Origin of the sequence: Flavobacterium fryxellicola (assembly GCF_900143245.1) — a bacterium.
GTDB lineage: Bacteria > Bacteroidota > Bacteroidia > Flavobacteriales > Flavobacteriaceae > Flavobacterium > Flavobacterium fryxellicola.
In genome coordinates this window covers 1-24,147 of record NZ_FRDK01000015.1, presented here as the reverse complement: position 1 = coordinate 24,147, position 24,147 = coordinate 1, and the positions used below count along the sequence as shown (strand labels likewise).

At 33.6% G+C, this 24,147-nt stretch carries 23 protein-coding genes and 4 pseudogenes; 13 read left to right on the top strand and 14 right to left on the bottom strand.

Features of this window, described 5'->3' with window-relative positions; all coding sequences use genetic code 11:
- The first annotated feature begins 115 nt into the window (after nt 1-115).
- The 4 genes from BUA03_RS15320 to BUA03_RS15305 all read left to right on the top strand — a co-directional run bounded on the left by BUA03_RS15320 (nt 116) and on the right by BUA03_RS15305 (nt 3,318).
- The gene (locus BUA03_RS15320; protein WP_066081372.1) at nt 116-1,279 is read left to right on the top strand and encodes a sigma-54-dependent transcriptional regulator; all 1,164 of its coding nucleotides are present in this window, start codon (nt 116-118) and stop codon (nt 1,277-1,279) included.
- 252 nt (nt 1,280-1,531) lie between these two features.
- Nucleotides 1,532-2,251 carry a DEAD/DEAH box helicase gene (locus BUA03_RS15315; RefSeq protein ID WP_066081303.1) on the top strand — a complete coding sequence of 240 codons (720 nt, stop codon included), beginning with the start codon at nt 1,532-1,534 and terminating at the stop codon, nt 2,249-2,251.
- A 15-nt stretch (nt 2,252-2,266) separates the two neighbouring features.
- A complete protein-coding gene (locus tag BUA03_RS15310; RefSeq protein WP_066081300.1) occupies nt 2,267-2,485 on the top strand; it encodes a DUF2007 domain-containing protein in 219 nt (72 codons plus the stop codon).
- A 29-nt stretch (nt 2,486-2,514) separates the two neighbouring features.
- Nucleotides 2,515-3,318, top strand: coding sequence for a Cof-type HAD-IIB family hydrolase (locus BUA03_RS15305; RefSeq protein ID WP_066081297.1), 804 nt, complete (start codon nt 2,515-2,517; stop codon nt 3,316-3,318).
- A gap of 31 nt (nt 3,319-3,349) precedes the next feature.
- Here the strand turns inward: BUA03_RS15305 and BUA03_RS15300 are convergent, their stop codons facing one another.
- On the bottom strand, nt 3,350-3,931 hold the full coding sequence (locus BUA03_RS15300; RefSeq protein WP_066081293.1) for a hypothetical protein: 582 nt from the start codon (nt 3,929-3,931) through the stop codon (nt 3,350-3,352).
- A 195-nt stretch (nt 3,932-4,126) separates the two neighbouring features.
- Between BUA03_RS15300 and mtaB the strand changes: the two genes are divergently transcribed.
- Nucleotides 4,127-5,455, top strand: coding sequence for a tRNA (N(6)-L-threonylcarbamoyladenosine(37)-C(2))-methylthiotransferase MtaB (gene mtaB, locus BUA03_RS15290; protein WP_066081287.1), 1,329 nt, complete (start codon nt 4,127-4,129; stop codon nt 5,453-5,455).
- A gap of 216 nt (nt 5,456-5,671) precedes the next feature.
- Here the strand turns inward: mtaB and BUA03_RS15285 are convergent, their stop codons facing one another.
- Nucleotides 5,672-6,388, bottom strand: a complete 717-nt coding sequence (locus BUA03_RS15285) for a 3-ketoacyl-ACP reductase (RefSeq protein ID WP_066081369.1) — start codon at nt 6,386-6,388, stop codon at nt 5,672-5,674.
- A gap of 388 nt (nt 6,389-6,776) precedes the next feature.
- Between BUA03_RS15285 and BUA03_RS15280 the strand changes: the two genes are divergently transcribed.
- Nucleotides 6,777-7,643, top strand: coding sequence for a L,D-transpeptidase (locus tag BUA03_RS15280; protein ID WP_066081284.1), 867 nt, complete (start codon nt 6,777-6,779; stop codon nt 7,641-7,643).
- A gap of 680 nt (nt 7,644-8,323) precedes the next feature.
- Here BUA03_RS15280 and BUA03_RS15275 read toward each other — a convergent pair.
- From BUA03_RS15275 to BUA03_RS15255, 5 genes are all read right to left on the bottom strand, one after another.
- Nucleotides 8,324-8,602, bottom strand: coding sequence for a DUF2805 domain-containing protein (locus tag BUA03_RS15275; RefSeq protein ID WP_066081282.1), 279 nt, complete (start codon nt 8,600-8,602; stop codon nt 8,324-8,326).
- Between the two features lie 108 nt (nt 8,603-8,710).
- The gene (locus BUA03_RS15270) at nt 8,711-9,547 is read right to left on the bottom strand and encodes a sterol desaturase family protein (RefSeq protein WP_066081279.1); all 837 of its coding nucleotides are present in this window, start codon (nt 9,545-9,547) and stop codon (nt 8,711-8,713) included.
- Nucleotides 9,548-9,592: 45 nt separating this feature from the next.
- Nucleotides 9,593-10,201 (bottom strand): alpha-ketoglutarate-dependent dioxygenase AlkB family protein, encoded by a 609-nt coding sequence (locus tag BUA03_RS15265; RefSeq protein ID WP_066081276.1) that lies wholly within the window; start codon nt 10,199-10,201, stop codon nt 9,593-9,595.
- 4 nt (nt 10,202-10,205) lie between these two features.
- Nucleotides 10,206-10,559, bottom strand: coding sequence for a DoxX family protein (locus BUA03_RS15260; protein WP_066081274.1), 354 nt, complete (start codon nt 10,557-10,559; stop codon nt 10,206-10,208).
- A 68-nt stretch (nt 10,560-10,627) separates the two neighbouring features.
- A complete protein-coding gene (locus tag BUA03_RS15255; protein WP_066081272.1) occupies nt 10,628-11,524 on the bottom strand; it encodes a DMT family transporter in 897 nt (298 codons plus the stop codon).
- A gap of 135 nt (nt 11,525-11,659) precedes the next feature.
- Here BUA03_RS15255 and BUA03_RS15250 point away from each other — a divergent pair, with 135 nt between their 5' ends.
- Nucleotides 11,660-13,777: a TonB-dependent receptor domain-containing protein gene (locus tag BUA03_RS15250; protein WP_066081269.1), complete on the top strand. Its 2,118-nt coding sequence runs from the start codon at nt 11,660-11,662 to the stop codon at nt 13,775-13,777.
- Nucleotides 13,778-13,846: 69 nt separating this feature from the next.
- Here BUA03_RS15250 and BUA03_RS15245 read toward each other — a convergent pair whose 3' ends face one another.
- Nucleotides 13,847-14,239 (bottom strand): DUF2721 domain-containing protein, encoded by a 393-nt coding sequence (locus BUA03_RS15245; RefSeq protein WP_066081266.1) that lies wholly within the window; start codon nt 14,237-14,239, stop codon nt 13,847-13,849.
- Nucleotides 14,240-14,520: 281 nt separating this feature from the next.
- On the opposite strand from BUA03_RS15245, the gene BUA03_RS15240 reads away from it, so the two are divergent.
- Entirely contained in the window at nt 14,521-14,829 is a 309-nt protein-coding gene (locus tag BUA03_RS15240; RefSeq protein WP_139255681.1) for a DUF2254 domain-containing protein, read from the top strand.
- A gap of 14 nt (nt 14,830-14,843) precedes the next feature.
- Nucleotides 14,844-16,079 (top strand): DUF2254 family protein, encoded by a 1,236-nt coding sequence (locus BUA03_RS15235; protein WP_066081261.1) that lies wholly within the window; start codon nt 14,844-14,846, stop codon nt 16,077-16,079.
- Between the two features lie 92 nt (nt 16,080-16,171).
- Here the strand turns inward: BUA03_RS15235 and BUA03_RS15230 are convergent, their stop codons facing one another.
- From BUA03_RS15230 to BUA03_RS15215, 4 genes and pseudogenes are all read right to left on the bottom strand, one after another.
- A complete protein-coding gene (locus tag BUA03_RS15230) occupies nt 16,172-16,801 on the bottom strand; it encodes an FEKKY domain-containing protein (RefSeq protein ID WP_066081258.1) in 630 nt (209 codons plus the stop codon).
- A gap of 100 nt (nt 16,802-16,901) precedes the next feature.
- A complete protein-coding gene (locus tag BUA03_RS15225; RefSeq protein ID WP_066081253.1) occupies nt 16,902-17,531 on the bottom strand; it encodes a hypothetical protein in 630 nt (209 codons plus the stop codon).
- A gap of 246 nt (nt 17,532-17,777) precedes the next feature.
- On the bottom strand, nt 17,778-18,386 hold the full coding sequence (locus BUA03_RS15220) for an SOUL family heme-binding protein (RefSeq protein WP_066081367.1): 609 nt from the start codon (nt 18,384-18,386) through the stop codon (nt 17,778-17,780).
- A gap of 187 nt (nt 18,387-18,573) precedes the next feature.
- A pseudogene (locus tag BUA03_RS15215) lies at nt 18,574-19,128 on the bottom strand (REP-associated tyrosine transposase).
- Nucleotides 19,129-19,232: 104 nt separating this feature from the next.
- Between BUA03_RS15215 and BUA03_RS17230 the strand changes: the two are divergent.
- The 4 genes and pseudogenes from BUA03_RS17230 to BUA03_RS15195 form a co-directional block, all read left to right on the top strand.
- Nucleotides 19,233-19,436: pseudogene (locus tag BUA03_RS17230) on the top strand (IS91 family transposase); the annotation flags it as partial.
- Between the two features lie 913 nt (nt 19,437-20,349).
- Nucleotides 20,350-20,502 (top strand): hypothetical protein, encoded by a 153-nt coding sequence (locus BUA03_RS16755; RefSeq protein WP_157492205.1) that lies wholly within the window; start codon nt 20,350-20,352, stop codon nt 20,500-20,502.
- A gap of 21 nt (nt 20,503-20,523) precedes the next feature.
- Nucleotides 20,524-20,619: pseudogene (locus BUA03_RS16570) on the top strand (transposase); the annotation flags it as partial.
- 118 nt (nt 20,620-20,737) lie between these two features.
- Nucleotides 20,738-21,421 (top strand): annotated as a pseudogene (locus tag BUA03_RS15195) (IS91 family transposase); the annotation flags it as partial.
- Between the two features lie 228 nt (nt 21,422-21,649).
- Here BUA03_RS15195 and BUA03_RS15190 read toward each other — a convergent pair.
- Together BUA03_RS15190 and BUA03_RS15185 are read right to left on the bottom strand one after the other, a co-directional pair.
- Entirely contained in the window at nt 21,650-22,510 is an 861-nt protein-coding gene (locus BUA03_RS15190; RefSeq protein ID WP_066081929.1) for a hypothetical protein, read from the bottom strand.
- Entirely contained in the window at nt 22,510-23,901 is a 1,392-nt protein-coding gene (locus BUA03_RS15185) for a DUF3696 domain-containing protein (RefSeq protein WP_066081927.1), read from the bottom strand. Before BUA03_RS15185 ends, BUA03_RS15190 begins: the two co-directional genes overlap by 1 nt.
- Nucleotides 23,902-24,147 lie beyond the last annotated feature (246 nt).

The following is a 24,147-nucleotide window of genomic DNA, read 5'->3' as shown; positions in this document are numbered from 1 at the left end:
AAAACAATCCTAATCAATTTTAGGAGCTGATTCCTGCTGTACGCTATATCTTTTCTGGACTGAAAAAGTCAAGAAAAGGATGCCGCTTCCATCAGGGCTAAAAAAAATAACTAGTATGCCAAAAATATTAATCATAGAAGACGAAGCCGCAATTCGAAGAGTACTTACAAAAATACTTTCTGAAGAAAATGATACCTATCAAGTAGAAGAGGCTGAAGACGGTATTGTAGGTTTTGAGAAAATAAAAAATAACGATTACGATTTGGTTTTGTGTGATATCAAAATGCCAAAAATGGACGGCGTTGAGGTGCTGGAAGCGGTAAAAAAAATTAAGCCCGAAATCCCAATGGTTATGATTTCTGGTCATGGCGACATGGAAACAGCTATTAATACAATGCGTTTGGGGGCATTTGACTACATCTCAAAACCACCTGATTTAAACCGATTGTTGAATACAGTTCGCAATGCTTTAGACAAAAAGCAACTGGTAGTAGAAAACAAAATATTAAAGAAAAAAGTCAGTAAAAACTACGAAATGATTGGTGAAAGTGAAGCTATCAATCATATTAAAATAATGATTGAAAAAGTAGCGCAAACGGAAGCCCGTGTTTTGATTACTGGACCAAATGGAACTGGAAAGGAACTCGTTGCCCATCAATTACATGAAAAAAGTGTTCGCGCTAATTTTCCTTTAATTGAAGTGAATTGTGCTGCAATTCCATCTGAATTGATAGAAAGTGAGTTGTTTGGTCACGTAAAAGGGGCCTTTACATCAGCAGTAAAAGACCGAGCAGGAAAATTTGAGGCGGCTGATAAAGGAACTATTTTCTTAGATGAAATTGGGGATATGAGTCTTTCTGCGCAAGCTAAGGTATTGCGAGCGTTACAAGAAAGTATGATTACCAGAGTAGGAGCGGACAGAGACATCAAAGTAGATGTGCGTGTAGTGGCGGCCACCAATAAAGATTTGAAAGTGGAGATTGCTGAAGGGCGTTTTCGAGAAGATTTGTACCACCGTTTAGCAGTTATTTTGATAAAAGTTCCAGCTTTAAATGAAAGACGCGATGACATTCCGATGCTAATTTCTCATTTTGCTGATAAAATCGCTTCGGAACAAGGAAGTGTGGTAAAAAAGTTTTCTAAAGAAGCTATAAATTTACTCAAGGAATACGATTGGACTGGCAATATCCGTGAACTACGAAATGTCGTGGAGCGTTTAATTATCCTTGGCGGAAGCGAAATTTCCGAGAATGATGTCAAGCTGTTTGCAAGCAAATAATAGTCGTTTTTTAATCTAAGTAATAAATGAAAAAATTTAAAAAGTATCAGCTGCTGATTTTACTTCTTTTCATTTTGTTTGTAGCATTTAAAACATACCGTTTCTTTCAAATTGATAGTTGCTTAGATAGTGGAGGAAAATGGGATTATAAAAAAAATGAGTGTACTAATTCAATCGAATAATATTTGATTCAATAACTATAAATTCTTAGTGGTCTTTGATCCATTTGAAAATCTTTGTGAAATAAAAAAAATGAAACTAAAAAAAATAAACGAAAAATTACAAGAGGCCTTAATCGAAAATGGTTTAATCGAGGCTAATACCATGCAAAAAGAAACCTTTTCGACCCTGAAAAGCGGCGCGGATTGTATTATTATTGCAGATAAAGGGAGTGGTAAATCGACTACAATTGTACTAAATGTAATTCAACAATTAGTTCGTGAGGGTGAGGAATCGCCTCGAGCTTTAGTAATTGTAGAGGACAAAGCTAAGGTTTTGGAGATGGAAGACCTTTTTGAAAAATTTGGAAAATACACGGACTTGCGTGTTTATGGAGTGCACGACAAAGGCGATATGGAATACGATAAAAATTATATTTCGACCGGAATTGATGTGTTGATTGGAACGCCCAATAAATTGAGTGATATGTTTACCACAGCAGGGTTTAATGTAAACAGACTAAAAATGCTTATTCTGGACGATGCAGATCCAATTTTGAAACTGCGACATGAAACTAAAATTATGCGTATTTCGAATAGTATTACAAAAACACAACGTATTATTTTCTCAGATCTATTAACAGAACGAATAGCCATTTTGGCTGAAAAAATGTTAGTAGAACCTTTTTTATTCGAAATAGAAGAAGAGGAGGAAGAAGACGAAGATTTAGAAGCAGAAAGTAGGGAAGAGCTAGAACCTTTTACTGAAACAAAAGAATTAGAGGAAGAAAAGGATGAAGACGGTATCAATTAAGAAAAAAAAGAAAAAATGGGATTAATGAAAGTGTTTTCGGGAAGTGAAATTCTAGCAATGGCTTTACAGCAAAAAATAGAGGCAATTGGCGTAGATGTAGTGGTAAAAAACAACATACAATCGGCTCGATTGGGTGGTTTTGGAAATTCGGATTTGGCAGTTGAATTGTTCGTTCAGGAAACGGAATTTGCAAAAGTAAATCCAGTTATTGAAGAATTTAGAATGAGTATTTAAGCTCAAATTATAAGTGCAAAAAGAAGTAGATGAAATATAAAATGTTGGTTATAGACATGGATGATACCTTGTTGACAGATGATCATAAAATTTCAAAAGAGAATAGAGACATGTTGTTTAAGGCGCAGGAATTGGGTGTGTACGTTGTTTTGGCTTCGGGCAGACCAACGTTAGCCATGACTGCTTTTGCCAAAGAATTACAATTGGATGTCAATAACTCGTATATGCTATCGTTTAATGGCGCCGTTATTACGGATTTAAAAGAAGACAAAGTGCTGTTTGAGCAAACCTTGACGCAACAGCAAATTCATGAATTGTATGATTATAGTGTAAAGAGTAACACAGATATTATTACGTATATCGATGGTACAATAGTTAGTGAAACCGATTCGGAATATATTGATATCGAAAAAAATATCACAGGACTGCAACATAATAAAGTTTTTAATTTCAAGGAAGCTGTGACTACAGCGGCAGTAAAGTGTATTTTATTGCAAGAACCAAGTTATCTCAAAAAAGTTGAAAAAGACTTAAAAGAGGCCATGCCGCATTTGAGTGTTTCGATGTCAAAACCTTTTTTCTTGGAAGTGGCACAAAACGGAATAGATAAAGCAGCAAGTGTACAATTTTTGGCTGAGAAACTAAACATCCTTCAAAGCGAAATTATTGCCGTAGGAAATGCAGGCAATGATTTATCCATGATTGAATATGCAGGATTGGGCGTTTGGGTCGATAATGTAGATCCAGAATTGAGAGATAAAGGAGACGTTGTTGTTGCCTCCAATAATAATCATGGTGTTGCTGAGGTAGTGCGTCGCTTTATATTAAACTAGGGATTCAGGTTTACAGCTACAATTAAGCGCTTTATTTGGCTTTTTTTGGTGGTTTACAGCTTTTACAAAAATCAGGTAATTCCTTTATTTTTTGCTGCACGGCAGAATGGATTGCAGCGAGTTTCTCCTCCTTTTGACCAAGATTAGTATTTTTTGAAGCCATGGCATGATCTTCAGTGTATTGTTGCTGAATGCTGTTGAATACGACCTGTAAAAAACTCACGTCAGAAAAAGTACCTTTTTTATCGTATATTTCTTTTCGTAGTTTTCTGGCATACAGTTCAGATAAGTCGAATTCGTATTGTGCAAAATTCAATAAATATTTCGCAGTAATACTGTCAGTTGCGATAATAGATGCGGCATCCCGTTTGAATGAAGAAACTACTTTAGCATTAAAGTTTTTTGTAAACATAAACTCAACATTGCTCATTTGAAATGCAAAATCAAGGCTGGAAGCCGTATGAATGCTATTTATATCTACAGCACCAATTTGAGTAGCCGTAGATTGAAAATCGGAAAGTTGCAATTGGTATTTTCCATCCCACTCCACGTTATTTTGAGCATTTACTTGTACTGTTACGAAAACCAATGCTATTAAAACTAATTTTTTCATAGAGTAATTTTTAGTGCAAGTTAATGCTAATATCCAGAAAATTATAGATTTCGTTTTAAAGAATATTGTGTGTAAATTTGCAACACGTTGCGAGAAAGATAACAGCGGCATCCTTTTGTGGAGCGATAGCGCAACAAAAGATACAGCGGATAGCCTGACCCGACGAAGTAAGGGGTTCGCACAAACAAAAAGAATATGACAGAAAGAAAAAAAGTTGCTTTTTATACGCTTGGTTGCAAACTAAATTTTTCCGAAACATCGACGATTGCTCGCTCTATTGAAGACGAAGGCTTTGACCGTGTGGATTTTGAAGAAGTGGCTGATATGTACGTGATAAACACGTGTTCTGTGACTGAAAATGCGGATAAACAATTCAAGCAGATTGTAAAAAAAGCAATGAAATTGAATGCTAAAGCATTTGTTGCGGCGGTAGGCTGTTATGCGCAATTGAAACCGGAGGAGTTGGCGGCAGTTGATGGGGTTGATTTAGTTCTTGGGGCAACTGAAAAATTTAAACTGGCAGATTATATTAATGATTTGTCCAAAAATGATTTTGGTGAAGTGCATTCTTGTGAGATTGGTGAAGCTGATTTTTATGTGGGAAGTTACTCGATAGGGGATAGAACGCGCGCTTTTTTGAAAGTCCAAGATGGTTGTGATTATAAATGTACGTATTGCACGATTCCACTAGCACGAGGAATTTCCAGAAGTGATGCATTAGAAAATGTATTGAAAAATGCGGCAGCTATTTCAGCGCAAGACATTAAGGAAATTGTTTTGACCGGTGTGAATATTGGCGATTATGGAAAAGGAGAATTTGGAAATAAAAAACACGAACATACTTTTCTGGAATTAGTTCAGGAATTGGATAAAGTAGAAGGAATCGAAAGATTGCGAATATCATCTATTGAGCCTAATTTGTTGAAAAACGAAACGATTGAATTTGTGTCAAAAAGTAGGACTTTTGTTCCTCATTTTCACATCCCATTGCAATCTGGAAGTAATGCTGTTCTAAAATTGATGAAACGCCGGTACCTGCGCGAAGTTTACACTGAAAGAGTGAATAAAATTCGGGAAGTAATGCCTCATGCGTGCATTGGCGTAGATGTAATTGTTGGTTTTCCCGGAGAAACGGAGGAGCATTTCTTAGAGACGTATAATTATCTAAATGAAATGGATATTTCTTATTTGCACGTTTTCAAATATTCCGAGCGTGATAATACAGAAGCAGCGGAAATGAATGGCGTAGTTCCTGAAAATGTCCGAGTGAAAAGAAGCAAAATGATGCGTGGATTGTCGGTAAAAAAACGCCGTGCTTTTTACGAAAGTCAGTTAGGTAATAATAGAACTGTCTTGTTCGAAAGTGAAAATAAAGAAGGATATATTCATGGGTTTACGGAGAATTACGTAAAAGTAAAAACACCTTGGAATCCCGAATTAGTAAATACGTTGCACGAAATTAATTTGACTAAAATCGATGAAGATGGAAGCGTTCGGATGGATTTTGTTTCGGTTTTGGTGTAAAGCTTAAATCATTTTTAAACATATAAGTCATTTAAGTTTTTGGGACTAACATGAAGTGCACGAGCTTTCAAAAATAGTAAGGTGTACTAAAACAAGTCATTAAAATTTTTAAACCATTAAGACATTAAGAAATTAAGCGAAAAACTTAATGAAACTTAATTTCTTAATGGTTTTGTGTTTTAGGCATCCGCTCCTGTATGTAAAAATAAAAACGAATTATGGATTGGTAGACCAAATACTACTGTTCTTGATAAAAACTCTTCGGTTTAATTTGAGCTGAGCGATGATTAATTCCGCCATATCTTCGGCTTGCATGACTTTATCAGGATTCCCATCGGTTAGTTTCAATTCTTTGGCCATATTAGTGGCGACAGTGCTTGGCGTTAAGGCTGTAACTCGGATGTTGTGTTTACGAACTTCTTGCATCAATGATTCTGTCAATCCTAAAACCGCAAATTTTGAAGCGCTGTACGCACTGGTTAACGCATTGCCACTTAATCCTGCCGTCGAGGAAATATTAATGATATCTCCAGTTTGTCTTTCAATCATATTTGGTAAAACAGCACGTGTAGCGTAATAAGTTCCCATTAAGTTGACCTGAATAATGCGTTCCCAAGCTTCAGGTTCTAGTTCGAGGAATTTACCAAAAGCAGCAATTCCGGCATTATTGATTAAAATGTCAATTGTTTTAAATTCAGATAAGGCTTTTTCGACTGCTATGTTAACTGAATTAATATCGGCAACATCAGCGATAAGGGTTAATGATTTAACTCCCAAAGCAGTCACTTCTTGCGCTACTTCATCTAAATCCGATTGTGTTCGGGCAACTAGAATGACATTAACACCTTCTTTAGCTAAAGCAATAGCGACAGCTTTACCAATTCCTTTTCCAGCACCGGTTATTAGTGCATTTTTATTTTTTAAGTCGTTCATGTTGTTTTCGTTTTGCGTGATGAGATTAGCAAAGTTAAGCGTTTCGCTTTTTTTAAGCGGTACGAAAAGGTAAAATGGCATAGTATTAACGTTTTTGTACCTCTAAAAAAGAAACACAAGATCTTTTTTTATGCAGTGCTGCGTAGTGGCAAATAATTTCTTCAACTACTACATAGAACCATTTGGTGTAAACCAGTGTCGAATGAAAGTTTTACCAATATTTAAATAAGACAAGATAATATCGTAATTATGTAACAATCATCTTTGTAAAATAGGTCACTTTTGCATTGTAGAATTAAAACTATGAAATGCGGAAAATTGAAATTCGATTCTAATACCGATGATGATTTATACGAATTATCTATAGTAATAAAAATAAAATCTCCTTATGAAAAAAATAGCCCTTCTTTTAAATATTAGTGTCGCAATCTTGTTTTTTTCTTGTAAGCAACAAGATAAACCAGATGCAACGACCGAAACTGTCACTGTCAAAGAAAGACATGAGCCTAAAAACAGATCGTACCATATCGAAAGTGCTAAAGAATTTTTGTTAAAAAACAGTAGTGACGCCGCTCAATTAAATATTGTGTACGCCCTAAATAGAACTGACGAAGCCAATTTTAAAGAAATGGATTCTGTTGTTATTCCAGATGATAGCAGTGGAGATATAGAATTTTACTTCCCATTTCCATTAGTGGTTTCATCGTTGAAAGAAGTCAATAAGATTGTTTTTTTTTCGTATCCTACTCAAACCTTTGCGGCTTATGAAAAAGGGCAGCTAATTTACACTGGTCCTACAAATATGGGACGTGAAAAAGATAAAACTCCTACGGGACTTTTTTTTACAAATTGGAAAGCAGAGCAAACCACCAGCACTTTTGATGATGAGTGGGAACTACATTGGAATTTCAACATAGAAAATAAATTGGGTGTAGGATGGCATCAATATGCTTTACCAGGATATCCCGCTTCTCATTCTTGTTTAAGACTTCAAGAAAAAGACGCGCGCAAATTGTATGATTGGGCAGAGCAATGGGAATTAGCCAATCCAGAAACTGTAAAGGTAAAAGGAACTCCGGTAATTGTTTTTGGTGCGTATGATTTTGCCGCTGCCAAACCATGGTTGCAATTAGTTGCGAATCCTAAAGTATTGGATATTTCTGAAAGTGAAGTTGAAACGGTAACAAAGCCTTTTTTAAATAGTATTCTGAAAGAACAAAAAATTAGACAAGATTTTCAGCGTTCTCAAAAATAAATGCGCAGCTATTTTTATTAGAACAAGTTGCATTAATTTGGAATGGCTCCTCTAGCTACGTTTAGATTATTTTAGGGATAATTAGATTGGAAAGAGGCGCTTTACGGTATTAAGCTGTAGTCTTTAAAATTATTTTTTCAAGGCTAGTAGCGCTTTTTGAAACTGAGTAATTTGTGGGAATTTCTAAAATTGTGATACATTTTTAAAGGGTTCAACTTTCAGCAGACTGAATTAGATTTTTAGTCTTCTTTACTTTCGAATTGTTGTGATAAATTGGATTATTTCGTGTTTAATAAATGCAGTATTTCTTCTGGTTTTTGTAGTTCTATTATCAATTTTTTAAAATAATGGTCTTTCAATTCGACCATTACCACACTTTTTTTGTTCATGACGTCCCAAAAAATCCTGCCTTTTTTATAAAATGTTGCTGCAGCAATTAATCCTGGGATTTCAGTTCCTGGAAAGTCTAAAGCCTTTCCAAAAAGTGAAATTTTCTGGTTCTTGATGGGCTCTGATGATGCTTGTTATTGGTGCAACAATTTTTCTTCCCAGTGCCCAAGTTTTATGAAGTCCCATAATTTCTAAAATGAAATTATCATTTTGTACTAGTACTGATACCACATTAATTATATTTTGAAGAAACCAAACAAAAAAGCTCCTGAATTACAGGAGCTTTGTATTTAATCTAATTTGTTTTTTATATAATATTTACCATCCAAATCTTCATCAAAATCGTCAATTTTAACGGGTTTTGGTTTTGGTTTGTTTGCAGTTGCTTTCTTTTTCCACATTTCGAATTTTTCAGCTGGCATCTTCTTTTTCATGATCTCAAGAATTTCTTTCTCGGCCAGACCAAATTCTTTTTTGATGATTTCAAAAGGATTTTTTTCTTCTAAAGCCATTGTAACAAGTTTTTCTGTTTGTTCCCAGTTCAATTCTTTTCGGTTACTCTTTTTCATCACGTGAAAATTAATTCAAATAAGTTTTAATGATTAATAATTTACAATTCTAATTTAATACCAATATTAAGAAAAAAATATTTAGCTTGTATCAAAAGATTGCTTTTTTTATATTTTTTGCTCATTTTTTTTTAAAGGTTGTTTTTGAAAGGGTATTTTTAATAAATTTTTTAATTCATTGTGCTCTTCAGGATGGGGATACGTATCGATTCCGTAAACGATTTCCTCTTTAGGGAGTGTCATAAAAGTGCCAAATAGTCTATCCCAAATGGAGAAGATATTTCCGTAATTACTATCCGTGTAAGGGAGAACATGATGGTGGTGTACTTTATGCATGTCTGGAGAAACGATAAGATAACTCAAAACAGTATCGACTTTTTTTGGCAGCGAGATGTTAGCATGGTTGAACTGCGTTGCGACAACAGATAGGGTTTGATACAGGAAAACCAGCCACATTGGGGTTCCAATGAGTAAAACGCCTAGCGCAGTAAAGGTAAACCGAATAACACTTTCACCAGGATGATGCCTGTTTGCTGTGGTGGTGTCTATCCACGTATCAGTATGATGAATTAAATGGAAACGCCATAGGATTTTAGTTTTATGTTCTACTAAATGGACCAGATAGGCTCCAATTAAATCCAGTAGCAGTAGTCCAGTAAGAGCATAAAGCCATACCGACATTTTAGGTAGCCATTGCAAAATACCAAAATGGTGTGCAATGGTCCAATCAGCTGTTTTCAACAAGATAAAAGCCAAGCAAAAATTGACTACAATAGTGGTACATGTCATGAAAATATTGATACCCGCATGATGCCATTTTTTGTAGGTGAAGTTAAAAAGGGGATAAGCATTTTCTATTAGCCAAAAAAAAGTGATGCCGCCCACAAGAATTAAACTTCTGTGAGAAGAAGGAATAGTAGAAAAATACGCAATAATATCGTTCATGTATGAAGTATTTATTTCAAATCTACTACATTTTTAAGATAATATCTACTTGATTACCCGAAAAGTACCATTTATTCTGGAGCCGATACTCTTTGCGGTTTTTGGAATTTGGTGCTTCCAGAAATGCTGTGTTGTTCCTTTCATCAATAATAAGCTTCCGTGTTCTAGAATAATAGTTTTTTTCAGCTGTTTGTCAAAATTATGCTTCAGGTGAAACGCTCGTTCTGCACCAAAGCTCACCGATGCAATTACCGGATTTATGCCTAATTCTTTCTCGTTATCGGCGTGCCAGCCGTTACTGTCTTTTCCATCGCGGTACTGATTGAGTAACACTGTCGTAAAAGTAGTAGCCGCAACGGTTTCGATTTTTGCCTTTATTTCATGTAAAAGCAAATCCCAGGGGTGCGGTTGCATGGTTATATTAGAATAAGAATATGGTTTTCCTTCGTTGCCAAATAAAGCGGTCAAGCGAGGTTGGGGGTGAATTTTACCAAATACCCTAATGTCGTCTTGCTGCCAGGGGATTTCTGTCTCTAATTTGGCAAAAATAAGATCAGCTTCTTCTTTGTCAAAAAAATGAGGATAATAAATAATCTCAGCGTCTGGCAAGTCAAGGTACACTGGTTCTGATGAAGATTCAAAGAGTGATTTCACGGGATTAGGTATATTGGTAAGCCCAAAAAATTAATAATAATTGTAAAGGCATTCTTAAGAGTAAAACCCATTTAGGCAAGCCCATTCTTGCTTTTTCATCAAAATACATGTAAAGATGTGTGGGAAAAATGGCAATCAGCAGCGCAATAACTCCCCAGGCAGCGTAGCTTGAAAGCAATGGAATACAAAGTGCAATTCCCAAAAATACCTCCCCTAAACCGCTAATTTGGTTTAGTAATTTTGGATTCGGAAAATAAGGAGGAATGATTTTCAGGTACAGTCTCGGGTTTCTGAAATGGTTTAATCCAGCAATAAAGTATATAAATGCCATCACGTACAAATGCCAAGGTAAATTCATAATAAAGTTATTTAGTACGAATTTATAAAAATTTAAATGAAATAAAAGTAAATACCGTCAAATTGAAGTTACCTGATTTTTTTAAAGTTGACATTCATAATCACAATCGCTAAAATAATTAAAATGATGCCAATCCATTGGATGAGTGTTACTTTTTCACTCAATAGAAAATAAGCCATTAATACTGATACAGGAAGTTCTAGGGCCGAAACGATGCTTCCTAAACCAATTCCTGTAAGTGGGAAACCGGCATTTAACAACAAAGGCGGAATTATAGTGCCAAACAGTGCCAGTATAAGTCCCCATTTTAGGAAAATCTCAAAATTGAATGCGCCTGTTTGTGTAGCTATGGCAAATCCAGTTACAATAACCGCGCCGCCAAGCAGCATATACAGGCTGCGTTGTGCTGAGGATACATGAGTAGCAACACGATTAGCCGTAAACATTGTTGTGGTAAACGAGGTTGCTGCTAAAAATCCTAAAACAATGCCGCGCCAGTCTAAATTTGCTTTGCTTTGAATGAGATTAGTGGCAAGCGCTGTGCCAATAAGTACGATAATGACAGCTATTATTTTTTGGTTTGACGGTCTTTTCTTTTCTAGAATCATTTCGAATAAAACACCCATCCAAACGGTTTGCATCAATAAAACAATGGCAATCGAAACAGGAATGTATTTTACGGCCAAATAATAAAAAATACTAGTCAGACCTAAGGAAGTTCCTGCCAGCATTAATTGAGAAATGTTTTTCTTGGATGCTTTAACTACATCATTTCCTTTTTTAACTTTTTGAAAAAGATTAATCAACAGCATTCCCGTAATTCCATAAACAAATTGAGCGATGGTAACTTCGGGCGTGGTATACCCTTCACCGTAGGCTATTTTTACAAAAGTGGCTAGCATTCCGTAGCTCGTAGCACCTAGACCAACTAGTAAAACTCCTTTTAATACACTATTTTTTATCATTTTTTTCAATTTTAAAAAGCGGGCAAAGATAGATGAATTTTTTTACGACCGATTTTTTTAGGTACTAAAATTATTCTAAAAACTGTAACAAATATTATCTTACAAAGTCTTATAGCAAAAATCAAATAAAAAAATATGCGAAAATTAGGTCTAATCGCCATGATGACTTTAGCAAGTGTGTTTGCCGTTTCTGCTCAAACTACTCCTGAAAAAGCTCCCGAAAAAACAACTGAATTAAATGAGGTTACTGTTATAAAAACAAAAAAAGCAATCGAGCAAAAAGCAGACCGTACTATTTTTAATTTTTCAGACCAACCTAGTTTAAACACAGGCTCGGTATTGGAAGGAATAAAAAAACTTCCGGGGGTGATAGCCTCGGATATTGCAGGAATGATGTACCAAGGAAAACAACTGGATGTGTTCTTGGACGGTCGACCATTAAATATTTCGACTACTGAACTGAACGCTTTTTTAGAGGGAATGCCTGCCAATGCTATTGAAAAAATCGAGATTATTACACAACCTGGAGCTGAATTTCCCGCTACTTCTGGTGGAGCGATTTTGAATATTATAACTAATAAAAATGCGAAGAATTACTTGAGTGCCACTTATACTAACAGTACAAGTTTTACGAGTTATGATCAGGTGCGGTGGAGAATGAACAACAGTCTTTTGTTGAGTGCTAAGAATAAATATTTTGGATGGCAGTTGAATTTGGGTCAAAATTATAGAGAAAGTGCGGTGTGGACAGCTTTGGAAAAACAGGAAAATGGGATGAACTCGTTACTTTCCAAAACAGATGCAGATCGTGTGGGACGAAACAATTTTATCAAATCGGCATTGACATTTGATATTGGCAAGGATCGTTTGCTCTTGAATTACGATTTGACTCAAAACAACAATGACAGTTACACGCTTGGAAATGGACCTAGTTTTAGCACTAATGATGCCTCTATGAGTTCAGGCTTGCGCCAAGATGCTGTGGTTACCTACCAGAAAAAGTTTAAAAATACAGCCAAAAAGTTAGAATTCAAGTTGAATTACAACAACAATACTAATGACTTTGAATTAAGTCCAGTGGGGAATTCAGCAGTGACTTTAGCCAATTCTTCGAATCAAAATTTATACAACGCAAAGGTTGATTACTCGCAACCAATCAAGTTTTCTGATGAAGGAAAAGTGAGTTTGGGTGCTTTGTACGAAGAGTTGCTTTTTGATGCAGCTAGCAGAGGTGTTCTCAATTTAGAGTATAAAAGGAGGACCGCGGCCTCGTATTTAGAAGTGCAGACTAAATTTGACAAAATGAATTTTATAATGGGTGGTCGCGCCGAGGAGTACAACATTACCGGTAAAACGGATGTGGCTGTCTTGAGTACTTTTAAGCAATTTCGATTTTTTCCAAATGCAAGTGCGCAATATAATTTTAGCAATTCAGTTAATTTTAACGTGAATTACAATAAAAAAATCACGTTACCGAGTACTTCGGCTTTGAACCCAAACAACACCAATTATCAAAATCCAAACGTAGATTATTCCGGTAATCCCAACTTACAACCTACTATTTTTGATAATTACGACGTAAAATTGAGTGCTTTTGATTATGCTTTTATTAGTTACAATATCAGTTCAGCTAAGAATCAAGTGATAAATAGAGTCACGCTTGATGCTGATTTGGTAGTCAACACTAATGAAAATATTCCAGAGGTGAAGATTCATAATTTTAGTGTTGGAATGCCAATTCCGTACATGTTGTTTACCAAAGGTTTAACCGAAACTTTGAAAATGAATGTGAATCCAGACACCATGAATTTTTTATATGTGTATGCCGGCTATCAATACCACCAAATTCCAAATGTTGATACTAACGGCTTTTGGATGTTTAACTTAATGTCGCAAATTGTATTGCCAGAAAAGATAAAATTTGTGGCCAATTATAATTACATTATTCCTAAAGGCAATTACTTTTATTTCATAGCCGTGGAACCCATCAGAAACGCTTTGGATTTAACATTCTCTAGAAAGTTTCTGAAAGAGCAATTGACACTTTCTATTTTTGCGGATGATGTTTTGAATACCAATAGAAATGCTTTCAATTCGTTTGAAACGCCCTTGCTTATAAGCAGTAAACAAGATACGAGGAAATTCGGCTTCAGTCTTAATTACAAGATTCCGACAAAAAATAAATTAGCCAAAGAAAATCCGAATTTATTAAACAAAGAGAAGAAGGAAGAAGACGGGATTTTAAATCAGTAGTGTTTTGCTTTGACTAAAAAAGAGCTGTAATTTAATTTTACAGCTCTTTTTTATGTCTTTTTAAAAAAATTATTTCTGAAGCAAATCACTCAAATGCAAACGCAAGGCATTGACGGAAATACTTATTTCCCAAAACGACAATCCTAACGAAATCAATAGTCCTAATAAACTCAATCCAAAAAGATAAATTCCAGCCGTCTGTTGCTCTAAAAACAACAGGAGCATGGCAAAAACGGAAAGGAATAAACTCAACACACCTGCCAATTGCATGTTGCGTATGAGCGTTAGTCGTAAGTTCATATTTTTGATTTCCAGTAAAATCATATCGTTCTCTTTTTCTTTGTACGTTTTTTTTAATCCTCGGACAATTGTGGCAAGTGTCAAAAACCGGTTGGTATAAGCTAATAAAATTAACGAAGTGGCACCAAAAAGCAGGGCAGGAGTTTCTATTTGTAAAGTCATTAGTAATACAGTTTAAATTAGAGAAAGGATATTAACTCGATGGTAGTTGCCTCATTTTTGGAGGAAATAAAACGGTTTATTTCAATGCAAACAAAAGTAAATAACAATACATTAATTAATAGGTATTTTTGCATACAATTTTATAAGACCAACTGCAGATCAATAAAGAGTGTCATTTTTATTATATGATGGTTGTGCTGATTGTAATAAAAAGACAGCGATCTGTACCTACTTTCGAATTTTTAAACTGATTTTTAGTAGTTTTACTTTTTAAAGAAACAATGATGACACAAAAACTTAAATATAAGATTAAAAATATATTTATCCATCAATTAAAAGATTTAGGAACATTTTTAGGTGCTGTTTATGCGCTGGTTATTGGCTCTGCTTTGATGATTTTAGAGTACAATATAGATTTTGGAGTGCTTTTTAAAATTAATATTTTCGACACGTACTCTCGGTTGATCGCAGTTTCTAACGTTTTGATTTCGATCCTAATTGGAATTTCGCTCACTACTTTTTCAGTGATTTTTGTAGTCATGCAATTGGCATCTCACAATTTTCACCCCGAATTTTACGGCATTTTTTAATTACGGATTTTAAAATGCAAAAATTTATTGGGTTGTTTGTGGGAACCATATCATTGTGCGTTTTGCCGCAATTGGCTTCGGTGTTTTTTTATCAAAGACCTTTTTTATTAACCCTTTTTGTGGGTTCTCTTTTTGCTTTTTATGGTTTGGCTTGGTCCTATCCTAAGATGATTACCTACTTAAGTGTCAATATGAATGTTTCTAGTATCACCAATCGAATTAAAATAGACATGATGGAGGAGATTACTAATTTGTATCCCGAAAATTGGATTGTTGGAAAAAATCTACTTTATAAGCGTGCTGTCATAAATCCTGATACATTTAAAATTCTAATCCTCAGTCCTTTTGAAACGGGCTATTTGTACAGCGTGAATTATAAAAAATTGGAAAAATTATCGGAATTTATCTTGAACTCTGATGTCGGGTCGCTTTTTGAGAATGCCTATCAGAAACCTGTTGTAGGAGAGTTTATCATGAAAGACACTACCACACTTTTGGCATTGGTTTTTAGTGAGGAAATCAAACCTAGTCAAATCAATATTTTGAAACAGGAAATGAGTATTTTAGTAAAAGATACTTTTAAGGTGGCTCAGTTTAGGAGTCATACACAGGATATTAATTTTGGCGTTAGAAAACTAGTTGACATTGCAATAAAAGCCATTTCTCCTGCCGTTAATGATCCAACTACTTGCTTGAATTGTATTGATCAAATTGGCGAAATTGCAAAAGAATTAGCCATCAAAGAATTTCCTTCAGCAGATTCGAGAACGTTAGGATCAAAAAAAATTCAAATCAACGAATTTAATTTTGAGGAGTTTATTGACTTTTGTTATGATCAAATTTTTCAATGGGGAAAAGAGGATCCAACTGTGGTAAAGCGAATCATTCGATCCATACGAATCATACTGCCATTGGTAAACAATCCGTTTAATTTGAAAATTTTAATCCAGCAAGTAGAGGAAATGGATTTGCTTGAAATTTATAATTTGTCCAATTATAAAAATGGAAACCTGAAAATATCAAAAGAAAAATTGACAACGATTGAGCTGGAATTGGCTAATTTTAGACAGAAAGCGAAACTACAAATCAAAGTATTAGAACAAAAAGGGGTCCTTGAACATTATGAGATGCATCATTATTCGGATAATTTAGCAATTACAAATGCCGAAATCGAGGCCATTAAATACCTTAAAGTCTACAAAATTTTTGATGAATCCATTTGCGTAAATGGAAATGAATTGATATCGTAAAATGTACAAAAGGTTAGGAGTATCTTCCCTATACTTATTGACTGTCATGGAAAATGTTTTGTGAATCCTTGATGATTTTTTTTAGAACGTTTTTATTTGATTCCAAATGGTTTGCTTGGTAATTCATTCACCCAATCATTTCCATACTGTTTATTTAAATAACTAGCAATCAGTTGATTGTTTTCAGTTGCTATTTTAAACGACATTGGGTCCATCACACAATTCTCCTTACGAAGACCAATTCCGTATTTTTCTTTGAAAACAGCGAATTCTTTTGGTATTTTGTTGTCCAGTCCGTGCATAATAAAGTTTAATTTGCCAGCAATGATTAGTTGTTCCATTTGTTTATTAGTCAGAGTTGTGTCTAAATTCATTGGAAAGGAGAACGTGTTCTTATTAAAAGTCGCTTCATTTTTTGCAACTAATCGAATTGTTATGATATTTTGTTTGGCGGTAATTCTCGCGGGATAATAGGTGTAAGCCGTAAAGTCCTTTGTTGTAAATCCAAATTGATATTTGCCTGTGCCAGGCAATGATATTTTGAAACTTTTAGTTTCATTAATCGCAATTTTTTCATTTGTTTCGGTTATGAAAAATTCGCCAAATTTAAGTTCTTGGCCGGTTAAGTTTTCAAAAACTACGTCTGCGATAATTTCTTTTTCAGCGGCTTTAGCAGCAATAAAACTCAAAACTACAATTAGCGTTGCTATTATTTTTTTCATCGGTATTATTTTAGTTGTTTACTTATTATGTTTTAACTGAACTCGTGCAATTCAAAGATAGTAAAATAGTTGTTGGCCAAAGTTGTTATTTTTTTTTATCCTAATTTTTCTCTTCCATTAGTTCTTTGGCTAGCTCCCAAATTTCAGTTTTCCCAAACTCTCCAAAGTAGGTGCTATATTTTCCTTTTTTGTCAATAACTACAGCGCTAAAGCAAGGATAATGATTTTTAAAAAACAATTTTTCAATAAGTTGATTGTTATCTTGTTCCCATTTTACTTGAGTTGGATGATAATATTTTAAGTTTTCATCATCTTTATAAATCCAAAAATGATTGTAGGTACCGATTCGCTTTAGTTTTTTTAAATAATCAGCATCGAAAATGTTCCATTCGGAAATTATTTCTGTGCTATTACATTGGTCTTTTCCAGGATGATAAACCATAACCATTAGCTCATTAGTTAGTTTTACATCAGCGGAAAGAGATTTTTTTAAATTTTTAAAAATACTGTCATTAAGCTGACCATCGTTTTTTCTTTTGATCAGTAAGGACAGTGCAATGGTATCATTTTCAAAATATAAACCTAAATTCTTTTGAGGATTTTTCTGCTTATAAAAGTTCAATTCTGTTATTTCTACTTTGTTTTCATTATAAAAAAGTCTCTTTTTTACTTGTGAAGATCCCAGATTAATAATTGATATTAATAATATAATGGAATAGTATTTTTTCATTTTTTACACAGTGGAATTAAAGTCAATCTTATTTAGTGTAAAAAAAATTAAAGTTTTCAAAACGCTCTAACTATTTTGTAAATATAGTTGATTTGTCGTAGACTAAAAAGTAAAAGAAAACTCGATAAAATCGCGCTATAGTTCCTGTGAGATATATCCTCCAGAAATTTAATCTCGGATTGGTTGGGTTTCCGAACGGTGTTCTAAAATTAGCCTTAAAACAGGAAGCCGCGGTATTTACTGAATCTACCGTGCGATTTGTGGAATACTAGTTTCCAACTCCACTATAATTTCATTTTTTCGATTAAAAACTTCGTAAGGTGCATTGTAGCCTAAAAAGTAAAATCGATTGGTGTATTTTATTCCCTCGGCATTTAAAGCAGCTTTTAATTGCTGTTTATAGGTAGCAATCTTTTGATCGTTAGCCCAACCGCCAAAGGATATCGCAGCAACTGTTTTTGCAGGTTCCTCGCGAAATTTAATCTCGGATTGATTGGGTTTTGGTAATGCTTCTTTTTTGAACTTTTTTGGAACCATGAACATCATCGTCATGGAATCATCAAGAGACATGGCTACCGGTGAAGTCATGGCTATTTTTTCATTTTTGTCGTTTCCACCAAAAATATAGCCTGCCAAAATTGAAAAACCTTTACTAGAAGACTCCTTGTATTTATTTCCCGAAAGTTGCACCGATGTAAACAAAGTGGCTTCGTAGGTTCGTATTTCAAAGTTCTTGTATTTCTTGATTACTTTGTAGGGATAGGTCTCTATATTTTTTTGACTGCTCATGGCAAAAAGTTGAGTTCCGATGAAGATAACGGATCCAATTCCGAGGATGATGTATAGTGCTTTCATGATTTTCATTTAATATGTAAGGTACGCTATAAAAAAGTGGCATCTGTAAAAAAGGAGCTATAATTTAGTATTGAACCTACTATGTGTAATCGAATTGTAAATAATTATTATTGTTTGTGTTGACTCTCTCTTATTTTTAGAGAATCGTTAGCGCAGTTTTGCAAACTGTGCCCATTGCAATTGGCAACTAAAATAAATCTAATAAAATCACCTCTAACTCATTTTCTAATGCCGCATAATTTCTTGCAGAACTAAAATAATACTCTTCGGGCGTCGTTACAATTTTATCTTTCACAGGATTATTGTGTATGTAATCCATTTTTTGCTTTATAAATTTATTACTGTAAATGTGTTCCGCATGGTAGCCGTTTTGCCAAACTTTGTAGTGTTGTTCTTGTTTTAAATGTTGACAAGCTTTTTTAAAATAATCCAAAATCCATTCTCTTCTACTTTCTGGTTATTCTATAATGGTCTCAATAATTTTCTTTGAGGTATATTTTTTAAAATCACGCAGCACGTCAGATCACATAAAACCATCTGTTGCTTTGCAAAGCAGATGAATATGGCTGTGCATAATACAATAGCCATAGATTTCTAAACCCTTGTTTTTTTGACAATGTTGTAACGCTTGAATGATAATTTTTTTCTGATATAATCGTGTAAAAATATCTACCCAGTCCAGTGTAGTTATCGTAATGAAGTAAGCATCTTCGGTTGTTGTAGCTTTATACTTTGTAGACATTTTTTGTGTTATTTGTATTTTTTGCTCACTAATTTTTGCTCAATAGTGTGGGCGCAGTTTGCAAAACTGCGCTACCGATTGTGGTATATCAGCGCGATCGGGGTAGCACGTGGAAACGTAAAAAATTAAAGATTTTACAAGAAAAACTACAGGTAAAAGTGCTAGAAAAAGTAGAGAAGAAGCCTTTTCTCCCCAAATGCCCTTGTTGCAAAACAGGCAATTTACATAGAATAGCGGTTTTTGACCAGCGTGGTCCTCCTGCTTGCTATCTTGGCATTAGCCAAAGATCTGCTCCCTGCAAAAAATAGTTTTGTGGGCAGGGCACGTATGCGATGATGTGAAGAAAAACACGATAAAAACAGCCTAATTTACGGCTCAAAAAAAAAGAGGACGCTTTGTCCTCTTGAATTACCTAAACTTGTTTATCGATATCCCCATAGTGGTGGAAGTAGAGCGGTTCTGTTCAACCGCGGGTTCATTGTTCGTTCTTCGAACGCAACGAAACCCTAGCTGTTAGTGGCTGTGCTTATTATTCGCAATAATTACTTTTAAATTTATCTTTTTCACATTAGACTACTACTTTTTTATAATGTGGATTATTTATTTCTTTTGGGGCGTAGTAAAACTTTCCGTGATATTTATTTATCCAATCTCTCCGTAATTTAACTTCTTACAAAGTTGGGTGATAAATTTCCCTAATATAACTTCCGTCAATTCTTTTGAAATAATTCCTGTTAAACATTGGTGGATTCAATTCCATTTGCATTTTTATATTCTAAAGTGTCATCTTTTCCAAGTAAGTTATTTTAAATTTCGGTTATTTCAGAAAGAATATATTCTTCTGCTGATTTTTCCTTTCTGCGGTTGAATAGAAAACTAATGGACTATTTTAAAAAGTTTGAATAAAAAAATAAAATATAATCCATATTCCTATAAAAAAGAATCCAAGATATAAGCTATGTAAATTTTTCTTTAAATCTTTTTTAATGAAAAATCTGTATAAAATCCATCCTATAAAAGCGATTGTTAAACCTATTACCATGCCAGCTCTTAACATAATTTGTTTTTTAGTGATATAATTAATCTCTATTTTCTTTAGTTATCAAATTTACGGTTTTTTTTCGCATTGCCACTAACGTCAGTCTGTGAAAAAACCGTCGTTATGTTGTTTCAAATATAACGTATATTACTAATATAAAAGCAAGAAAAATTGTATATTTAATGATGCAACACATTACAGGAATTCCTCGCAATCAGATGGTTTTTTCTAGTTTAGAAGACACTATTTTACCAGAAAACCCCGTTCGTTTTATCGATGCTTTTGTCGAAGCGTTATCATTACAAACTTTAGGCTTTACAATTCAAACGATATAGACAGAAGATCGTCCCAGTTTTGACACTAAGCTGTTTCTTAAAATCTATTTATACGGGTACTTAAATGGCCTTAGAAGCTCAAGAAAGTTAGGAAAAGACTGCATTCGCAATATTTAATTACAATGGCTCTTAGAGGCTATTTGCCCAAATTATCATAGCATTTCTGATTTTAGAAAGCAAAACCCCGCAGAGCTAAGAAAACTATTCAAACTCTTTGTTTCTTTTTTAAAAGAGGCACCCACACTTGCATTGTATTGTGCCTGGCGGCGGCGTGGACAAAAATAACAAGTGGCAAAACATACAAGGCGATGGTAAATTTTTGTTTCCAGTCAAGGCGTTGTCTAAAGTTTTCAGGGCAAAATATTGCGAGAAACTAAAAGAGAGAAGTCCTGACAATTACACTAAAGTCAAGAAACAATTGTGGGAGAAACAGTGGGTAGTGTTTGCTAAAAAGCCTTTTGGGAGTCCGAAATCAGTAATTGAATATTTGGGTAGATATACCCATAAAATAGCCATTAGCAACAACCGCATTCAAAGCATCGACAATCAAAACGTGACTTTTACATACAAGGATTACCGTCAAAACGGGTTCAAGAAACAAATGACGCTCACGCACGCCGAATTTATCCGAAGGTTTGCGTTGCATATTTTGCCCAAACGCTTTGTAAAAATACGTCATTATGGTTTTTTGAGTAGCATCCCGCAAAAACGGGACAGGCTTTGGAAACGGGAGAAATTAAAGGTTCTACAGGAAAAACTAAAGGTAAAAGTGATAGAAAAAGTAGAGAAGAAACCTTTTCTACCCAAATGTCCTTGTTGCAAGACAGGTAATTTGCATCGAATAGCGGTTTTTGACCAGCGTGGTCCGCCTGCTTGGTATCTTGGCGATAGCCACAGCTCAAGTCCCTGTGAAAGTTAGCATTATGGGTAAGGGATTTTATGAGTAAATGTGAAGGAAATCACGATAAAAACCACTTTCATGATACGACAAAAAAAAGAGGACTCTAAATCCTTTTGATAATCCTTCTACTAATTTTACGATAACTCCATAAAGTTAACGGCATGTAAACGGTTCCGTTCAACCGCGGGTTCATTGTTGGCTTTTCAAGCCCAACGAACCCTTAGCTGTTGGCAGTAGCTTATTTTTCTAATTTAATCTTCTAAATTGTGAGTTTTTTTTAATCCATTCTGTTAGGTATACCTTTCTATCACATTCGATTGTTAATATCCAATTCGGCTCATTTTTAATGGTATAATTAAATGAATTGTCAAGAGTTAGTATAAAGTGATTAAAAAATAATTTCCTTTCATGAATTAAATTCGTACTGCTAGTAGTAAATAAATTTACATTTCTTCCTAAATCATTTTTTAAGACTGCTAAATTATTGATATATTCATTAATTCTTTGCCTATAATTTAAATGAGTAAGATTATAATAATAGATTGATTTATTTTTAAGAAATTGAAAATGATTGGTTTCTACGTATCTGTTATAAATATTAATTCGACCTAATTTATTAGGTAGATTGAATAATGTTTTAAATATATTTTGTATTTCCAAATCATTCTTAAAATTGTAATACTTCAAAATTATTTTATTGCATCTCAAAAGTTCAAATAATAAAAATTCCGAATTTTTTGTGTTTTCATTTATAGAATCATATTTATAATGAGTAACATTTATATTTTCCTCTTTAGTTATTACAAATAAGGAATCAAAATTATTAACATTTCCCACATATAATTTTTCACAAGCATTTTGACTATTTAATACATTTTCAGCGTCTATTGAATTTATTGACAAACGATTGCTATCACTTAACTCGATTAAAAGAGCACTAAATACTTCCATGTCGTCTATTTCACTTTCTATAATTTCTATGTAATTTTTAGTAAATAAAATATCAATTTCACTATTAAAAAAAATACTATTTATATCACTAAAACATTTATCACGAGTATTTGAAGAATATTTATTTAAAATATCTATTGAAGGTAGTACTGTCATTATAATAATTCCTTTACTAAATTATACGTATTGTCAAAAAAGCCAGTAGGGAAATTTGGAGTTAAGCGACCATTCTCATCTATTTTATGAATTGTTATTTCAAATTTTTCTTCGGTTCGTTTGAAATAATGAATTGTTATGTCTGTCGATTTTAAATCGAATTTTTTAGATTTAACTAGAACTTGTAATTTTCTAATTATATGCTCGCTATGAGTTTCAATGAAATATTGATTTTTTTTCCCTATACTAAGTAATGTTTCTATAAATCTTGCTTGTAATGATGGATGTAAATGCACTTCGGGTTGTTCTATCAGTAAAGTCTCTTTGCTTTTAGTAAATTGTTCTGAAATAAGTGCTTGAAATAAAATTGGTAATTGTAATGATACGCCATATCCGACATCAGTAATGTTTGCCCAAAAATCTTTTGTTTTAACATTTAATGCTAATACTGGAAGATCTTTATTTTTTACTATATCAATTTCTTCTGCGATACCTGAATTTTTTATAATTTTATTAAGTTCGGTAATTCGATGCTTAAATTCTCTATCCGATAATGATGGATCACCCAGTATATTTATAAATTTTTCAATGTCAATTAATTTGTAATTTGATTTTTTATCTTCTTGAAAGTATAATCTTTTAGGTGAACTACCAATTGGATTTACAAATCGAATACCATCGATAAATTCCATGCAATAATTTTGATAAATTAAAAGAAATATTACTTTGTAATAAATCTCTTGATGATTATCAATTTCTTTTATTGCTAATATTTTTTTTCTAATATCTGAATCAAAAAGCGTAAAAAAACCTTCTTTATAAGTTAAGCAATTTGCTATTTCGATTTCCAAATTTCCAAATTTTAGAAATATATTTGTAGATAACTCTCTTTGTGAATCATAATTATCTAATTGCTTACTTTTAATTAAAATTCTTCCTATTGAATCGTTTTTTATTATAGTTGAAATATTTTTATGATTATTAAGAATAGAATTTATTGAAAAATTAATATTTGTTTTTGAATCGTTTTTTGTGATTTCATTTAAGAGGTTTACAATAATTGAGTTTTCTAATTTTTCATTTTCTTTTTCAAATCTATTTATAAAATCTAAGAAATATTTTAAATATTCTTCACCATGTGAAAAGCCAAATTGAATTTTTTTCGTTTTAATTTTATTTTTTACAACTTCTTGATAGTTTCCCAAATCTGTTAAATCGCCTCGCAATTTTAAATTACTTTCTAAAGGCGAATCTATAGTTTGTTTAAGAGACAATAAAAACTTTAATAGTGAACTTTTTCCACCACTATTCTCTCCAATTAGGATGTTTACTCTAGAGAAGTCAAAGTTTTGATTTTCAAAACTCCTAAAATTATTTATTTTTATTTCCATTTTTAAGTTCTGTTTTTCTTAAGTTACTGCCAACGTCTTGGCGCTTGGCGTGGTTGGGGACTTTTGAAACCGAGTATTTTCGGCTTAACGTAAATGTAGTGAAAAAACGCTAATTCCACTAAATCCCCAATCACGCCAAACGGCTGTGTGAGCCCTGCATGAGCAGGAAGCAGATTGTAAATCGTTTGTTCTCGATTCGAAATTACACATTTTGAATCAGAAAACAAATCCTACAGTCTGATATTT

Coding starts and splice junctions, on each gene's coding strand:
- BUA03_RS15310 (WP_066081300.1), top strand. CDS start 2,267: ATGGGATTAATGAAAGTGTTTTCGGGAAGTGAAATTCTAGCAATGGCT.
- BUA03_RS15190 (WP_066081929.1), bottom strand. CDS start 22,510: ATGACAGTACTACCTTCAATAGATATTTTAAATAAATATTCTTCAAAT.
- BUA03_RS16755 (WP_157492205.1), top strand. CDS start 20,350: ATGATGCAACACATTACAGGAATTCCTCGCAATCAGATGGTTTTTTCT.
- BUA03_RS15275 (WP_066081282.1), bottom strand. CDS start 8,602: ATGAAAAAGAGTAACCGAAAAGAATTGAACTGGGAACAAACAGAAAAA.
- BUA03_RS15235 (WP_066081261.1), top strand. CDS start 14,844: ATGCAAAAATTTATTGGGTTGTTTGTGGGAACCATATCATTGTGCGTT.
- BUA03_RS15285 (WP_066081369.1), bottom strand. CDS start 6,388: ATGAACGACTTAAAAAATAAAAATGCACTAATAACCGGTGCTGGAAAA.
- BUA03_RS15185 (WP_066081927.1), bottom strand. CDS start 23,901: ATGGAAATAAAAATAAATAATTTTAGGAGTTTTGAAAATCAAAACTTT.
- BUA03_RS15250 (WP_066081269.1), top strand. CDS start 11,660: ATGCGAAAATTAGGTCTAATCGCCATGATGACTTTAGCAAGTGTGTTT.
- BUA03_RS15300 (WP_066081293.1), bottom strand. CDS start 3,931: ATGAAAAAATTAGTTTTAATAGCATTGGTTTTCGTAACAGTACAAGTA.
- BUA03_RS15255 (WP_066081272.1), bottom strand. CDS start 11,524: ATGATAAAAAATAGTGTATTAAAAGGAGTTTTACTAGTTGGTCTAGGT.
- BUA03_RS15225 (WP_066081253.1), bottom strand. CDS start 17,531: ATGAAAAAATACTATTCCATTATATTATTAATATCAATTATTAATCTG.
- BUA03_RS15245 (WP_066081266.1), bottom strand. CDS start 14,239: ATGACTTTACAAATAGAAACTCCTGCCCTGCTTTTTGGTGCCACTTCG.
- BUA03_RS15260 (WP_066081274.1), bottom strand. CDS start 10,559: ATGAATTTACCTTGGCATTTGTACGTGATGGCATTTATATACTTTATT.
- BUA03_RS15230 (WP_066081258.1), bottom strand. CDS start 16,801: ATGAAAAAAATAATAGCAACGCTAATTGTAGTTTTGAGTTTTATTGCT.
- BUA03_RS15280 (WP_066081284.1), top strand. CDS start 6,777: ATGAAAAAAATAGCCCTTCTTTTAAATATTAGTGTCGCAATCTTGTTT.
- BUA03_RS15270 (WP_066081279.1), bottom strand. CDS start 9,547: ATGAACGATATTATTGCGTATTTTTCTACTATTCCTTCTTCTCACAGA.
- mtaB (WP_066081287.1), top strand. CDS start 4,127: ATGACAGAAAGAAAAAAAGTTGCTTTTTATACGCTTGGTTGCAAACTA.
- BUA03_RS15240 (WP_139255681.1), top strand. CDS start 14,521: ATGATGACACAAAAACTTAAATATAAGATTAAAAATATATTTATCCAT.
- BUA03_RS15315 (WP_066081303.1), top strand. CDS start 1,532: ATGAAACTAAAAAAAATAAACGAAAAATTACAAGAGGCCTTAATCGAA.
- BUA03_RS15220 (WP_066081367.1), bottom strand. CDS start 18,386: ATGAAAGCACTATACATCATCCTCGGAATTGGATCCGTTATCTTCATC.
- BUA03_RS15320 (WP_066081372.1), top strand. CDS start 116: ATGCCAAAAATATTAATCATAGAAGACGAAGCCGCAATTCGAAGAGTA.
- BUA03_RS15305 (WP_066081297.1), top strand. CDS start 2,515: ATGAAATATAAAATGTTGGTTATAGACATGGATGATACCTTGTTGACA.